This window comes from Arachnia sp. (assembly GCF_057238465.1).
On sequence record NZ_DBHHFZ010000019.1, the window covers coordinates 1 to 13,463 of the forward strand.

Annotated in this window: 15 protein-coding genes; 4 read left to right on the forward strand and 11 right to left on the reverse strand. The window is 65.8% G+C overall.

The window, feature by feature from the left end; genetic code table 11:
• From ACO6D6_RS14580 to nagB, 6 genes are all read right to left on the reverse strand, one after another.
• Positions 1–306 (reverse strand): hypothetical protein (locus tag ACO6D6_RS14580; protein WP_484785970.1); only part of this gene is annotated, 306 nt, incomplete at its 3' end.
• Between the two features lie 3 nt (positions 307–309).
• Positions 310–645 (reverse strand): hypothetical protein, encoded by a 336-nt coding sequence (locus ACO6D6_RS14585; RefSeq protein ID WP_484785971.1) that lies wholly within the window; start codon positions 643–645, stop codon positions 310–312.
• A 363-nt stretch (positions 646–1,008) separates the two neighbouring features.
• Positions 1,009–2,547 carry an NCS2 family permease gene (locus ACO6D6_RS14590; protein ID WP_484785972.1) on the reverse strand — a complete coding sequence of 513 codons (1,539 nt, stop codon included), beginning with the start codon at positions 2,545–2,547 and terminating at the stop codon, positions 1,009–1,011.
• 62 nt (positions 2,548–2,609) lie between these two features.
• Positions 2,610–3,377 (reverse strand): DUF3027 domain-containing protein, encoded by a 768-nt coding sequence (locus tag ACO6D6_RS14595; protein ID WP_484785973.1) that lies wholly within the window; start codon positions 3,375–3,377, stop codon positions 2,610–2,612.
• Positions 3,378–3,379: 2 nt separating this feature from the next.
• The gene (locus ACO6D6_RS14600; protein WP_014845830.1) at positions 3,380–3,763 is read right to left on the reverse strand and encodes a cold-shock protein; all 384 of its coding nucleotides are present in this window, start codon (positions 3,761–3,763) and stop codon (positions 3,380–3,382) included.
• 94 nt (positions 3,764–3,857) lie between these two features.
• A complete protein-coding gene (gene nagB / locus ACO6D6_RS14605; protein WP_484785974.1) occupies positions 3,858–4,625 on the reverse strand; it encodes a glucosamine-6-phosphate deaminase in 768 nt (255 codons plus the stop codon).
• A gap of 183 nt (positions 4,626–4,808) precedes the next feature.
• On the opposite strand from nagB, the gene ACO6D6_RS14610 reads away from it, so the two are divergent.
• Entirely contained in the window at positions 4,809–5,519 is a 711-nt protein-coding gene (locus ACO6D6_RS14610; protein WP_484785975.1) for a hypothetical protein, read from the forward strand.
• Here ACO6D6_RS14610 and ACO6D6_RS14615 read toward each other — a convergent pair.
• Positions 5,500–6,030: an NUDIX hydrolase gene (locus ACO6D6_RS14615; RefSeq protein WP_484785976.1), complete on the reverse strand. Its 531-nt coding sequence runs from the start codon at positions 6,028–6,030 to the stop codon at positions 5,500–5,502. The two genes, ACO6D6_RS14610 and ACO6D6_RS14615, sit on opposite strands and share 20 nt — an antisense overlap.
• Complete coding sequence (locus tag ACO6D6_RS14620; RefSeq protein ID WP_484785977.1) at positions 6,027–6,734, reverse strand: copper homeostasis protein CutC; 708 nt, start codon at positions 6,732–6,734, stop codon at positions 6,027–6,029. Before ACO6D6_RS14620 ends, ACO6D6_RS14615 begins: the two co-directional genes overlap by 4 nt.
• A 280-nt stretch (positions 6,735–7,014) precedes the next feature.
• Between ACO6D6_RS14620 and ACO6D6_RS14625 the strand changes: the two genes are divergently transcribed.
• Positions 7,015–8,697, forward strand: coding sequence for a hypothetical protein (locus ACO6D6_RS14625; protein ID WP_484785978.1), 1,683 nt, complete (start codon positions 7,015–7,017; stop codon positions 8,695–8,697).
• A gap of 181 nt (positions 8,698–8,878) precedes the next feature.
• Here ACO6D6_RS14625 and groL read toward each other — a convergent pair whose 3' ends face one another.
• Positions 8,879–10,510, reverse strand: coding sequence for a chaperonin GroEL (groL, locus tag ACO6D6_RS14630; protein ID WP_484785979.1), 1,632 nt, complete (start codon positions 10,508–10,510; stop codon positions 8,879–8,881).
• Positions 10,511–10,882: 372 nt separating this feature from the next.
• On the opposite strand from groL, the gene ACO6D6_RS14635 reads away from it, so the two are divergent.
• Positions 10,883–11,329 (forward strand): GNAT family N-acetyltransferase, encoded by a 447-nt coding sequence (locus ACO6D6_RS14635; protein WP_484785980.1) that lies wholly within the window; start codon positions 10,883–10,885, stop codon positions 11,327–11,329.
• Between the two features lie 21 nt (positions 11,330–11,350).
• Here the strand turns inward: ACO6D6_RS14635 and ACO6D6_RS14640 are convergent, their stop codons facing one another.
• Positions 11,351–11,803, reverse strand: a complete 453-nt coding sequence (locus ACO6D6_RS14640; protein WP_484785981.1) for a macro domain-containing protein — start codon at positions 11,801–11,803, stop codon at positions 11,351–11,353.
• A gap of 1 nt (position 11,804) precedes the next feature.
• Positions 11,805–12,071, reverse strand: coding sequence for a DUF3263 domain-containing protein (locus ACO6D6_RS14645; protein WP_484785982.1), 267 nt, complete (start codon positions 12,069–12,071; stop codon positions 11,805–11,807).
• A 182-nt stretch (positions 12,072–12,253) separates the two neighbouring features.
• Here ACO6D6_RS14645 and manA point away from each other — a divergent pair, with 182 nt between their 5' ends.
• Entirely contained in the window at positions 12,254–13,432 is a 1,179-nt protein-coding gene (manA, locus tag ACO6D6_RS14650) for a mannose-6-phosphate isomerase, class I (protein ID WP_484785983.1), read from the forward strand.
• Positions 13,433–13,463 lie beyond the last annotated feature (31 nt).

A 13,463-nucleotide genomic window follows, 5' to 3' on the forward strand; every position in this document is an offset into this window, starting at 1 on the left:
GTAGCGTTCCCAGAATTCGGGCACCGTCGTGGTGATCATCTTCCTCAACGCCGCGCTCCACGTACGCAACGTCTCCGACGCCGGCTCTATAAGCTGCCCCAACCCCCTGGCACGTTCCCCCAACCGCTTGATCGACTCCGTATAGGCATCCGCATCCTCACCGATCCAACCCGGAACCCCATCAGACCGGTCCCGAGCCACCTGCGTACCCATCACCCCCTTGACAACAGCATCCCAACCCGAAGCAACCTCCTCCACACAAACCGACACATCCTCAGGAAGCGGCATCACATCCTCAGCACCCATCCCTCAACCCCCCATCCTCGCCACCAGCTCCCGATACCCACTGGTGTTCTGAAACTCCGTCACGTCATAGTTCGCGATCGCCGCCTCCTGCCCCGACCCCAACACCGCACACGCATCCGAATACTCCTGCAACACCATGCTCACATTCTGACCGAACACACTCGCAGCCCTCCGCAACGCCGCAACCCCCGCATTGTCCCCGGCAGGAAGCTCCTTCGCCACCCCCGCCGCCGGCAAGGTCGTGATGAACTGACCGATCTTCCCGAACATGTCCGAATCCACCCAGTCCTTCTTCGCACTGACCCCAACAGCCGCCCGATTGAACTCGATCCTGCTCACCGTCGCCCGTCCTTCCCGCCACCATTGGCCCACCCCGACCCTAACCGAAAGCCAACCACCCTGCCAGAGAAACCAGAAAATTTTCCGGGAGCTTATCCGGGGGAGTGGTTGGTAGGGATCCCCGGTGGGCTGGGGTGTCACCAACGAGTGGTTTCGACACGGGCTGCTCCTTCTTCGCAGCCCGGCTCAACCAGCTTCGGGGAGGATGCTTCAGGCACGGCCCCACTCAAGCAGCTTCAGGGAAGGCGGCTCCTGCGCTGGTCGGCCCGGCAGTCGCGTGGAGTCCTCGGTGCGGGAGCCAAAGGGGGCGGGCGGCCGGTGTGGCCGCCCGCCCCCTCTACCGGGAAAGCGCGTGATCCGCGGTCAGCCGATGAGGGCCAGCAAAGGACCCTGCAGGAAGTAGATGATGAAGAGCGCGGCAACCACGTACATGAGCGGGTGCACCCGCTTCGCGTGACCACGGATCAACTTGATGAAAACGTGGGCGAGGAAACCGATTCCGATGCCGACGGTGATGGAGTAGGAGAAAGGCATCAGAATGATGGTGAGGAATGCGGGAATGCCCACCTCGGGATCACTCCAGTCGACATCCACCACCTGCTCGATCATCAGGAAACCGACGAAAACCAGCACCGGCGAGGCGGCCTCGGAGGGCACCATGTTGATGATCGGCGACAGGAAAACGGCTGCCAGGAAGGCGAGACCGGTGACGACGGAGGCCAGGCCCGTGCGTGCGCCCTCACCGACGCCCGCCGTCGACTCGACGTAGCAGGTGTTCGACGACACCGACCCGAGGCCACCTGCCACCGCACCCAGCGAATCGACGAACAGGATCTCGGTGACGTGGTCGGGCATGCCGTGCTCATCCAGCAGCTTGCCCTCGGAACCGACGGCGACGACGGTGCCCATGGTGTCGAAGAAGTCCGCGAGCAGCAGTGAGAAGACCAGCACCATCAGACCCAGGAAGGTCGGGAAACTGAAATGACCGTCGACGTAGAAGGCCCCGATCATGTCCACCCGGAACAACAACCCGAGGTCGGGCAGGGAGAAGTTCGTCAGGGAGGGCACGTTCAGCGCCCAACCGCCGGGATTCTCCGCCCCGACGTGGGCCCCGACATGACCAACGGCCTCAATGACGATCGCCATCACAGTCGCGGCGACGATGGAGATCAGCATCGCGCCCTTGACCTTCAGCACGTGCAGGGCGATCAGCAACCCCAGCCCGATCACGAACACGAGAATGGGCCAGCCGGTCAGCGACCCGGAGATGCCGAGTTCCACGGGCGGGGCACCCGCGGGTTTGCGCACCACTCCCGCGTTGATGAGCCCGACGAAGGCGATGAACAGGCCGATGCCGACGGAGATCGCGGTTCGCAGGGTCTTCGGCACGGCCTTGAACACGGCCGTGCGGAACCCGGTGAGCACGAGGATCGCAATCAGGATCCCCTCCCAGACCACCAGCCCCATGGCCTGCGGCCAGGTCATCTTCGGCGCGAGGGTGTAGGCGACGAGGGCGTTCAGTCCGAGCCCCGTCGCGAGCCCCATCGGGAAACGACCGACCAACCCCATGAGGATGGTCATGATTCCGGCTATGAACGCGGTACCGGCGGCCACCATCCCGATCGAGGCGCCAACCGCGGCGGGATCCACCTGGGTCATTGCCTCGTCAAGGAATTTCGGCGCACCTGAGATCAGGTTGCCGTTGATGTCGGTGGCGGTGCCGATGATGAGCGGGTTCAGCGCGATGATGTAGGCCATCGCGAAAAACGTCACCAGACCGCCGCGCACCTCCTGGCCGACGCTGGACCCCCGCTTGGAAAGGCGGAAGTGGCGTTCAAGCCAAGAAGCATTCGGGGAAACGTCCGGGCTCTCGGGGAGCTTGGCAGCTTTTGGGGATTTCATGACCACGTATCGGGATCATAGACCCGGGACCACGGGTGAGGGCAACACCCGTGCGAGGTTGATCAGTCGAATAGCTGTTCGTCGATCCCGATGGTGTCGAACACCGGGGCGGGCAGCTCCCGGGCCCGTTCGGCGGCCACCACGTCGGAATGCCCTCCGCAGCCGTGTTCGAGGCTGACAACACGCGCATCCGAGGGCGAGTACTCGTTCGCGCAGGCCCCGAACAGGGTGCCGAGTGATCCGCGCAGCGGCACGAAGTAGCCGCATGACGAACAGGTTGCGGGGGCGTGCCTGCTGGATTCGTCGCTGTTGCCCGGTGCACCCGAGAGCCAGCGTTCCGCTGCGGCGTCGCGCCCGGCGGCCGAGAGCACCCGCTCCCTCCCGAGCCCCAGCTCGGCCACGGTGGAACGCAGCTGTGCCCATTCGGCCGGGTCGGCGTCGGCGGGCAGGTCCGTTGCGGCGAAACCGGGTTCCAGACGCGGGTCGTTGTCGGGGGTGGCCATGAGCATCCCCGGGCCGATGTCCCCGGGTTGGATGCGTCGTTCCCAGGGCACCCATGCCGGGGCCAGCAGCGCATCGGTGCGGGGCAGCAGCACCACCTCGTTGACGGTGGCGGTCCGCGCCCGGGACGCACGCACCAGGGTCACCGCCCAGTACCAGTCCGGGTAGCCAGCCAGCAGGCAGGCGAAGGAATGGGTCACCACCCGCTCCCCTTCGGCCACCACCCCGACATGCTCACCAACAGCGTCTTCCCCCCCGGATTCGACGGCCGCGGCGCGAGCCAGGTCGATCGCGGAGGCGGCAACCGAATCAAGTTTCAGCGTCGCCACTCTCACAGCTCCAGTTCATCGGCCACGCGCCGCAGCACCGCTGCGATCTTCGCGCCGTGTTTGTCATCCGGGTAGCGGCCGTGCCGGTACCCATTGCCCAGGGCGTCGAGCATCTTGATCAGGTCCTCGATGATCACGGCCATGTCCTGGGCCTTTTTCCGCGACGCCTTGGACAGCGACGGCGGGGTCTCCACCAGACGCACGGACAGGGCCTGTTCGCCGCGGCGACCCTCGATCACCCCGAACTCCACCTTCTGTCCGGGTTTCAGCGATGTCACCCCCTTGGGTAGCACACCGGCCCGGACGAAAACGTCACCGCCCCCGTCCTTCGTGATGAACCCGAACCCCTTGTCGGCATCGAAGAAGCGAACTCGTCCGGTGGGCATGGCAGGCTCTCCCTCGTGGTCGTGACTGGCAGGCAAGTCTATCTTGCACCGGAGCCGGGGAAAACCTGGCCGATGCGGCGCTCATCGCCCCTGGTCAGATCAGATTGCCGACGACGTGCCGGAAGTAGTCGGCGTGGTTCAACCCGGTGGCGGCGGACTCGTCGACAACCACGAGGACGCTCGGGTGGAACTGGAGGATCGAGGCCGGACACACCGCCGCCACGGGTCCCTCGATCATGGCGGTCACCGCCCGGGTCTTGTGTGGCCCCGTGGCCACCATGACGATGTGCCTGGCCTCCATGATGGTCCCCAGCCCCTGGGTCACGCAGTGCGTGGGGACCTGTTCGCCTTCGCCGAAGAACCGGGCGTTGTCGGCGCGGGTCTGCTCGGTCAGGGTCTTGACGCGGGTGCGGGAGGCGAACGAGGAGGTGGGCTCGTTGAAACCTATGTGACCGTTGCTGCCGATGCCCAGCACCTGCACGTCCACGCCTCCCGCGGCCGCGATGGCCCGGTCGTACTCGAGGGCGGCGACGGCCAGGTCGGGGGTGAAGCCGTTCGGCACACGCACCCGGTTGGGGTCCATTCGCAGCGGTTCAACCACCGTGCGCAGGATGGTCTGCCGGTAACTGAGTGGGTTTTCCGGGTCGATTCCCACGTACTCGTCCAGGGCGAAACCGATGCCGCACGAGAAGTCGACCTCCCCCGCCGCCACCCTGCGGGCCAGTTCGTTGTAGAGGGCCAGCGGGGAACTGCCCGTGGCGAGCCCCAGCACGGGGGTCGCGAGCCCCTCGACCCACTGGAGAACTCGGTTCGCGGCGACCTGACCGACCTGTTGCTCGTCGGAACAGATGACTACCTCCATCGCGGGCTCCTTCACCACACAACCAAAATGTTCATGTTGAATTCAAAATGAACATTACGCCAGGGAAAACTGCGCGGCATGCTCAGCGGGGACCTTCTGCATCATTCAATCAACCTCGATGCGCGGCTCCCGCGGGAAGCAACCCGGAGATGCCTGTCCCGGCTTCCCGCTACTCTGGTGCCCATGGCTTCCTGGACTGACGGGGCCGCTTACGCCCCAATCGAGCGGCCGGACGGTTTCGCGGTCCCCGATGTGGAGCCGCTGACCGCCGCAGAGCCCGCCCCGCAGCTGACCCCGGGAGCCGTGGCACCCCCGTCCGGTTTCGCGCCGATGCCCCCGGCGGTGGCGCTGGAGGATCTCGGGAAGCAGGAGAAGCTCCGCCGCAACCCCACGACACCGTTCAATGTGTCCTCCGCGCTGATGATGGCCTACGCGGCGGGTTACGGTTCCCGCGACCCGAGACAGCCCTTCGAGGTCGCGGTGACCGGTGGGGCACAGCCGTCGCCCGTCCCACCCGACCCGACCGCCCGCCTGAGCCTGCCGCCGAACCCCTATCAGACGGTGCAGATGGCCCCGTATCCGCAGTACGGGACCGGTCCTGTCCCCATGACCCAGGCCCAGCGGGGCATCATGTGCATCGCCGGTGTCGCCTCCCTCCTGGGGGCGCTCCTGCCCTCGGCCCTGCCGATACTGATGCTGATAGGGGGCGGGTTGTTGCTCCGGACCGGCAAGTTGGGCAGCCAGATCGGGATCGCGTCCCTGACCATCGGGGCCATGCTGGCCCTGGTCCTGATCGCACGGGCACAGTACTTGCTGGACGGGCTGGGCAGGTGGATCGGTCTCATATTCGGGATCGCCTGCCTGGCCACCGCTTTCAGCCCAGCGCAGCGTTGACCCGATTCCAATCGGCGGGGCTCAGCGGCACGGCCGATTCCTCCCGGTCGGCCAGCACCAGGGGGTGATCGGGATCTGCCTCGGCGATTTCGGCCACACATGACGGCCAGACCTCCCCCGGCAGGGAGTCGAGCCGCCACCAGCGAAACCCCCTCATGCGTTTCCTCTCGGCTTCGGTCCACCCCAGGTTGCTCGGCTCGAAACGTCGCGTCCGGGCGAGAAAGAAAACCTCGTCCTGCACCCGGATGCGATCGGAGTAGCCATGACAGACCCGGCCCTGCACCACCGGCCCGATGAGGTCGACGGGATCCAGGCGCAACCCGGTCTCCTCCTCCACCTCCCGGCAGGCCGCCTCCGCTGGGTTCTCCCCGGCGTCGATTCCGCCACCCGGAGCCACCCACCAGGAGGAGCCGGGGATACCGGGGTCGGAGTCGTTCAGCAGCAGCACTTCCTCGCCCGCCAGCAGCAGCACCCGGGCGCCGCGACGCAATCTGAGGGGGCGGGGACTCACCGCGGCTCCCTGACAGCGGCGGTCTGCTCGTCGATCAGTTCCCGCCAGGTGCGCACCAGGTCGGGGTCGACGTAGGCCTTGTAGCTGCCCCCGGGACGTGCGGGGCTGCCAATGTGGAAGGCCCGCACCCCGGCGCGGATCAGCCATGGCACGTGTTCGGGTCGCAGCCCTCCCCCGGCCATGATCACCCGCGCGACCCCCGGGTTGGAGCGGGCCCGCTCCAAGAGTTCGTCGAGTCCATGCTCAACCCCCCGGGCCGAGCCCGCGGTGAGCACCTGATCGAGACGCGGCAGGGTGGCCAGATCCTCCCAGGCGTCGTCGAAGTCCAGGCAGTTGTCGACGGCCCGATGGAAGGTCCAGGCGAAGTCACCATCGGCGACGAGCGCGTTGCACACCTCGAGGTCCACCCCGGCGTGACCGTTGAGAAACCCCAACACCACCCCGTCGGCCCCCTCCCCCAGGTAGGCGGAGATGAGTCCCTTCAGGCGGGTGAGTTCTCCCCCGTCGGTGCGGAACCCGCCACGCAACCGCACCATGGGACGGATCTGGATGGAGGTGGCGCGGCGCACCTTCGCGACCATCGCGGGCTCCGGCGAGAGCCCGTCCTCGTCCATGGTGCCGAGCAGCTCGACGCGATCGGCCCCACCCTCCTCGGCGCGACGGGCGTCGTCGGCATGCAGCGCAATCACTTCCAACAGGCTCATGGGACCAGTCTGCCCAGTCCTTCCGCATCCGGTCCATGCGGGGTAAACCACGTACTCCCCCACCCAACCGGTTCACAGAACCAAACGGTTATGCCCAGAACGGGCAGCTCCTGAACGGGCCCGGAAGCCACGTGATCAATGTCAAACAGGAAATCGCTGGGGGTTCGTCCCCCTTCCCGGCACCCAACCTCGGCGGCGTCATGGAATCCTGGCACCTGCGATACTTGTGACAGCTCCAGCAATGGGGACGAGCTACTCGACGTCGGAAAGAAGAACAAGGATGGATGACGCACCTGATTCAGCCGCCGGTGGCGGCAGAGGTGTTGATGAGGTGAATGCTGAAGGAGATTCGCCCGCTTCGAGCGAGTTGAAGATCACAGAGTCAACGATCCTCATGGAAGTGGCCGACGATGTCGCGGTCTTGTTCGGCGAGGTCCCGGAAGGCGTTGAACTCATCGACCTCGATCTGATTCCGGAGTACGACCGAACCCAGCTCTCTAGGGCACTTGGTTCCATCGGGAATGCTGGCACGATTACCGGCAATATCGCGGAGGCCGCCACCAGGGCACAGGGGCTTTTCCGCCTCAACGGAGCAACTTCCTCGCTCCTGAGGAACGGAGGCGAGCTTGCCACCAAGGAGGGCGCCAAGATCGGAGCCATCTTCAAGAACGGTAAGGTCATCGCTCAGGCCCGCTTCATTCCAGTCTCCGTTACCGCCGCCACGGCCTTCGCCGCCATAGGTCCAGCCGTCGCAATGATTGCGCTCCAGATGCAGCTGGGCGAAATATCGAGCCTCATTCGCACCAGTATTGCGCTCACCACACAGACCCTCAAGGCAATCCGCAACGAGCAGTGGTCCGAGCTCGAGAGTTTGGCGGACTCGATCGATGATGCGTCCCAAAAAGTTCGTGAAATCGGCGCCCTCACTGACACGCTGTGGGAGTCAATCGCACCCATGGGGCAACCGACCCGCAAACAGACGAGGCTTTACCGGAAGAACGTCACCGGCCACATCCAGGAAATCAGAAAATCCGGCGAGCACGCCAGAAGGCAATATCTCGAATCCAATGCCGAGGCAATCGTCTTCGACATGTACGCCTTGTTGACCTCACTCAAGACGCACGCGACCTACCAAGCGCTGATGGCCACACGAGCCAGAAAACGAAGCGAAACCGACAAGAACGAAGCCAGGCTTTTCGAAGAAATCACTCGCGACACGCCGCCCAAGATAGAGGAATCCCTCGAAGAGATCGGCCAGCTCACCGAATCACTCGTCCGCGAACTGAGGATCATCGCCGAGCTCCCCGGAAGGGCCACCATGCCGCTCACCAAGAAACACCGGGACGCCAAGGCCGCGAAACTGACGTGCGCTCAACTCCTCGAAGCCATCGAACCGCTGGCCGACTTGCTCCACCCCGCAGTCGCCATGCCGGTAGTCCCGGAGACGGTGTGCGCACCCGATGACCTTGACCTCGATCCCTATCTGCATGTGCTTCGGTGGTTCCTGGAGGACGGCGAACAACTCCACGGCATTGCATTCCCGTACGAGGCCAGCGCACACAACTTTTCGAGGAAACTACTCAACAAGCCAGTCGACGCAGCCTGGCAAGCCGGAAAGGTCGTCTTCAGCACCTTCATCGCGGTGACCGACCGCCGGATCATCACAGCGAATCCGAGGAAGCTTCTCCGTCATGGCGAGCTGGGCGCCACGTACCCACTTGATGACGTGGAGGACGTGCACTCGAGGGCTGACAACACGGACCACGTGTGCCCAGTCATCGGCGTAACCACTAAGCAGAGTGATATTCGGTGGATGTTTCCCGCCCGCGCCGACCAGACGAGCATTGACGATCTGGCAACCATGATTGATGACCTGGCAGCCGCGGTAACAAAGGGCGCTTCCGGCCATGCTGAAACGCGGACCGCCATCGCTTCCTCTGCTATTGAGACAGCATCCTCTTGATCCTCACCTTGCGGCAGCACAGGGACACGACCGATTACGCGACCCAAAAACCAGAATTCGTCACTCCGGCAAACCATTCCGCCGGAAAAACACATCGAGGATGTGGGCGGGAGCACCGGGAAATGACAAAGGGTGGGGCCTCCCGGAGGAGACCCCACCCTCATGGGTTTCGAGCAAGCGATCAGAAACCGCCCATGCCACCCATCTCGTCCATGCCCGGGGCACCGGCAGCGGCGGGAGCCTTCTCGGGCTTGTCCGCGATGACGGCCTCGGTGGTCAGGAACAGGGCCGCGATGGATGCGGCGTTCTGCAGCGCCGAGCGGGTGACCTTGGCCGGATCGATGATCCCGGCGGCCACCATGTCGACGTACTCGCCAGTCGCGGCGTCGAGGCCGTGGCCCTTCGGCAGACCGGCAACCTTCTCCGCGATGACGCCGCCCTCGAGGCCGGCGTTCATGGCGATCTGGCGCAGCGGGGCCTGCGCGGCGGCGATCACGATGTTCGCGCCGACCATCTCGTCGTCGTCCAGGCCCTCCACCTTGGCGGCCTTGGAGGCGTGCAGCAGCGCGACACCACCGCCGGGCACGATGCCCTCCTCAACCGCGGCCTTGGCGTTGCGCACGGCGTCCTCGATGCGGTGCTTGCGCTCCTTCAGCTCCACCTCGGTGGCGGCGCCGACCTTGATGACGGCCACGCCACCGGCCAGCTTCGCGAGGCGCTCCTGCAGCTTCTCGCGGTCGTAGTCGGAGTCGGAGTTCTCGATCTCGCGGCGGATCTGGGCGACGCGACCCTCGATCTGGGCCTGCGCGCCACCGCCGTCGACGATGGTGCACTCGTCCTTGGTGACGATGACCTGACGGGCCCGGCCCAGCAGGTCGAGGGTGACGGTCTCGAGCGACAGCCCGACCTCCTCGGCGATCACCTGACCGCCGGTCAGGATGGCGATGTCACCCAGCATGGCCTTGCGGCGGTCGCCGAAGCCCGGGGCCTTGACCGCGATGGACTTGAAGGTGCCACGCAGCTTGTTGACGATCAGGCCGGCCAGGGCCTCGCCCTCCACGTCCTCGGCCACCACCAGCAGCGACTTCCCGGACTGCATGACCTTCTCCAGCACGGGAAGGAGGTCCTTCAGGGAGGAGATCTTGGAGTTGACGATCAGGACGTAGGGGTCGTCGAGGGTGGCCTCCATCCGCTCCGCGTCGGTGACGAAGTACGGGGAGATGTAGCCCTTGTCGAAGCGCATGCCCTCGGTCAGTTCGAGTTCCAGCCCGAAGGTGTTGGACTCCTCGACGGTGATCACACCCTCCTTGCCGACCTTGTCCATGGCCTCGGCGATGATCTCGCCGACGGTGGGATCGGCGGCGGAGATCGACGCGGTGGCGGCGATCTGCTCCTTGGTCTCGACGTCGATGGCCAGCCCGGACAGCTCCTCGGCGATGGCGGCGACGGCGGCCTCGATGCCCTTCTTCAGGGCCATCGGGTTGGCGCCGGCGGTGACGTTGCGCAGACCCTCGCGGACCATCGCCTGGGCCACGACGGTGGCGGTGGTGGTGCCGTCGCCAGCGACGTCATCGGTCTTCTTGGCGACCTCCTTGACCAGCTCGGCGCCGATCTTCTCGTAGGGATCGTCCAGCTCGATCTCCTTGGCGATGGAAACGCCATCATTGGTGATGGTGGGGGCGCCCCACTTCTTCTCGAGCACGACGTTGCGGCCCTTGGGGCCGAGGGTGACCTTGACCGCGTCTGCGAGGGTGTTCATGCCCCGCTCGAGGCCGCGGCGAGCCTCTTCGTTGAATTCGATGAGCTTTGCCATGGTGTTTCGGGAATCCTCCCGTCCAGCCGGGGCGGGGCCCCGGAATCCTGTTGTCTTGTTCGGCAGGAACAGTGCCCGCGACGGACGGCCCTTGGCCTCACCAACCCTACCGGTAGCACTCGGAGGCCCCGAGTGCCAACTACATTTTTAGCACTCCACCAAGGAGAGTGCAAAGAACAGACGTAGAATCCCTGGACATGACCGGTCCGGCGCGGACCCCGTTACCGACGCCCCTGAGCGCCCCGGCAACGGCCACCCGCCTCGGGCCCGGGCCGGGCAGGCATCGGACAGCCGCCACCCCTGGGGGAGCTGTGCGAGGATTCTCAGGACGCTGTTGGGAAAGGACCGGGAACCAGAAGGATGAAGACATCAGTGAGAATCCGTCCCGCCGTGAAATCCGACTGTCCCGCGATCCTGGAGGTCATGTTCTCCACCCCGATGAGCCGTGAGTCGAGTTGGTGGCTCAACACCGTGGATTCCCTCGAGACCAAGCTGGCCTGCGGTGGGGGTTTCGTCGCCGAGGTCGACGGCCGGGTCGTTGGCTGCGTCATGCATGTCACCTCGGGGACGGATCTGGTGCTGCGCGGCCTGGCGGTGCGGCCGGAGTTCGGGAACCGGGGCATCGGCACCGCCCTGGTGGAGGCGGTCGAGGCCGGGGCACGGGCCCGGGACCTTCCCCGGGTGCTGCTGGCCGTCAGCGCCTCCAATCTCGAGGTCTGCGACTACTACCTGCGTCTGGGCTACGTCGTCAGCGAAGAACCCTACGCGCACGCCGCCCCGGGACGCCCGGCACCGGTGGTGTTCACCAAGGAGCTGTGACCCGACCCCTGCCGGGGGTGGTCAGGGCAACACCACCAGCGTGTGGTCGCGGCCCTCGAGTTCCTCGTCGATGATGGCGGCGATCCTGTCCCAGTCTCCCCCGGCGAGACCCGCCCCGATCTTCGGATAGCCGATCCGGGCGTCGGGGAAGTTCTTCGCGACGGCCCGGAAGTTCGAGCGGACGGCGTCGTAGTCGACGAGCGCCCCACTGCCCCGGTAGTTGCCCTGGGTGTAGGCATTGATGACGGTGAAGCGCACGTCACCACGGACGATCTCCGCACTGGTGTAGGTGCCGAGCTTCCCGAGGTCTCCCTTGATGGTGGCCCTGTCAGCGGCGAACGCCTCGGGCAGCCGGTCCCTGACGGCCCGGGCGATTCCCGCGCCCATCGTGTTGTAGCAGTTGCAGCCGTGAATGATGACGTCGAACTCTCCCTCGAAGGCCAACGTGATCAGGTCACCGGTGACGGTTCTCATCTCAACCCCGCAGCCTTCGGGCGGAGCGGGCGGCCTGACGCTGCGCGCGCTGGCGACGCAGCCGCTTGACCAGCAGCGGTTTGTAGCCGAGGGCCGCCGGGTCGTCGATGAGCGTGTTGAGCCGCTGGTAGTAGCGGGTGGTGGAGCAGCCGAAACGCTCCATGATGGCCTGCTCCTTGGGAACCTCGAGGGTGAACCAGCGTTCCTCGAAGTCGAGCATCGCGGCGTCACGGTCGGCGATCGGGTTCTCCAGGGCGGCCTCGGTCATGACCCCATGCTACGCGACGATTTCCGGTGCGAATCACATGTGTGTCATTCGGGCCGGTTCGGCCAGGTGGCCGACACCCGAGTTTCCCCGAAACGCCTGCGAGCCGGCTGATTCTGCAAGAGACTTGGAGCAACCCGCTGATCCGGGTTCACTGGTATGAACATGTTCATCTGGAGGAAACGATGTTGGAACTGATCGGGGTACGCCAGAGCTACCCCTGGGGCACCAAGGACGCCATCCCCGCTCTTCTCGGCCGGCCCGCGGACGGCCAGCCCTGGGCGGAACAGTGGTTCGGTGCCCATCCGCTCGGTGACTCCCCCACCCCGGACGGTTCAACCCTGTCAGAACACCTGGCACAGGACCCCAACCGGCTCGGCAGGGCATCCGTGATGACCTTCGGACGCCGGCTGCCGTTCCTGATGAAGGTTCTTTCCGCCGCCTCTCCCCTCAGCCTCCAGGCCCATCCCACCCGGCAACAGGCGCGCGAGGGCCACGCCCGCGAATCGCTGATGGGGATTCCCCTGGGCGCCCCCGAACGTTCCTTCAAGGACGACTGGCCCAAACCCGAGATCATCGTCGCCCTGACCCCGTTCGAGGCTCTGGTGGGTTTCCGCGACCCGCTGCTCACGGCCCAGCTGTTCGAGGCCCTGGGGGTCGGGGACGCCCTGGCCTCCGTGATCGGTCCCCTGCGTGACCGCAACGGCTCCCCCGCCCTCCAGGAGGTCTTCCTGGATGTCCTGAGCCTCGACGACCGCCGCCACCTCGTCGACGAGGTGCTGGGTGCCGCCGTGAACCATCTCGACGCCCCCGGGGAGCTCGGTGTCTTCGCCCGCACGGCCGTGGAGATCGACGAGCACTTCCCCTCCGACCCCGGTATCCTCGCGGCCCTGCTGCTGAACCGCTTCTCCCTCGAACCCGGCCAGGCCCTGGCCCTGCCCGCCGGCATCATGCACAGCTACCTGCGCGGCACCTGCATCGAGGTGATGGCGAACTCCGACAACGTGCTGCGGGGCGGCCTGACGGGCAAACACATCGACGTCGACGCTCTCCTGCACGTCGTCGATTTCGCCCCGGGCCCGGGCGAGGTGCTGCTCCCGAGCGGTTCGGACGGCACCTACATCTACCCGACGAGTTTCGAGGAGTTCGAGCTTTGGCTGCTGCAACCCACTGACGAAGACACCCTGCAGGTCCCGCGCGGGGATTCAGGCAGGATCTGCCTGGTCGCTTCGGGATCGTTCGAACTGACCGGAGACGGTGATCCGGTCGTCCTGAGCCCCGGTCAAGCCGTTTTCGTGGCGGCCGAGGAGGCGGTCGTGGTGCGGGGTGAGGGGCAGCTGTTCGTGGCCGCTACGGGCGTTTGAACCCCTCCCGTGGTCCCGACTTGGCCACCTC

Bases quoted from the DNA above. Each gene is read 5' to 3' on its own strand.
- ACO6D6_RS14640 (WP_484785981.1), bottom strand. From the start codon at position 11,803: ATGAGAACCGTCACCGGTGACCTGATCACGTTGGCCTTCGAGGGAGAG.
- ACO6D6_RS14620 (WP_484785977.1), bottom strand. From the start codon at position 6,734: ATGAGCCTGTTGGAAGTGATTGCGCTGCATGCCGACGACGCCCGTCGC.
- ACO6D6_RS14625 (WP_484785978.1), top strand. From the start codon at position 7,015: ATGGATGACGCACCTGATTCAGCCGCCGGTGGCGGCAGAGGTGTTGAT.
- ACO6D6_RS14590 (WP_484785972.1), bottom strand. From the start codon at position 2,547: ATGAAATCCCCAAAAGCTGCCAAGCTCCCCGAGAGCCCGGACGTTTCC.
- ACO6D6_RS14645 (WP_484785982.1), bottom strand. From the start codon at position 12,071: ATGACCGAGGCCGCCCTGGAGAACCCGATCGCCGACCGTGACGCCGCG.
- ACO6D6_RS14600 (WP_014845830.1), bottom strand. From the start codon at position 3,763: ATGCCCACCGGACGAGTTCGCTTCTTCGATGCCGACAAGGGGTTCGGG.
- groL (WP_484785979.1), bottom strand. From the start codon at position 10,510: ATGGCAAAGCTCATCGAATTCAACGAAGAGGCTCGCCGCGGCCTCGAG.
- manA (WP_484785983.1), top strand. From the start codon at position 12,254: ATGTTGGAACTGATCGGGGTACGCCAGAGCTACCCCTGGGGCACCAAG.
- nagB (WP_484785974.1), bottom strand. From the start codon at position 4,625: ATGGAGGTAGTCATCTGTTCCGACGAGCAACAGGTCGGTCAGGTCGCC.
- ACO6D6_RS14610 (WP_484785975.1), top strand. From the start codon at position 4,809: ATGGCTTCCTGGACTGACGGGGCCGCTTACGCCCCAATCGAGCGGCCG.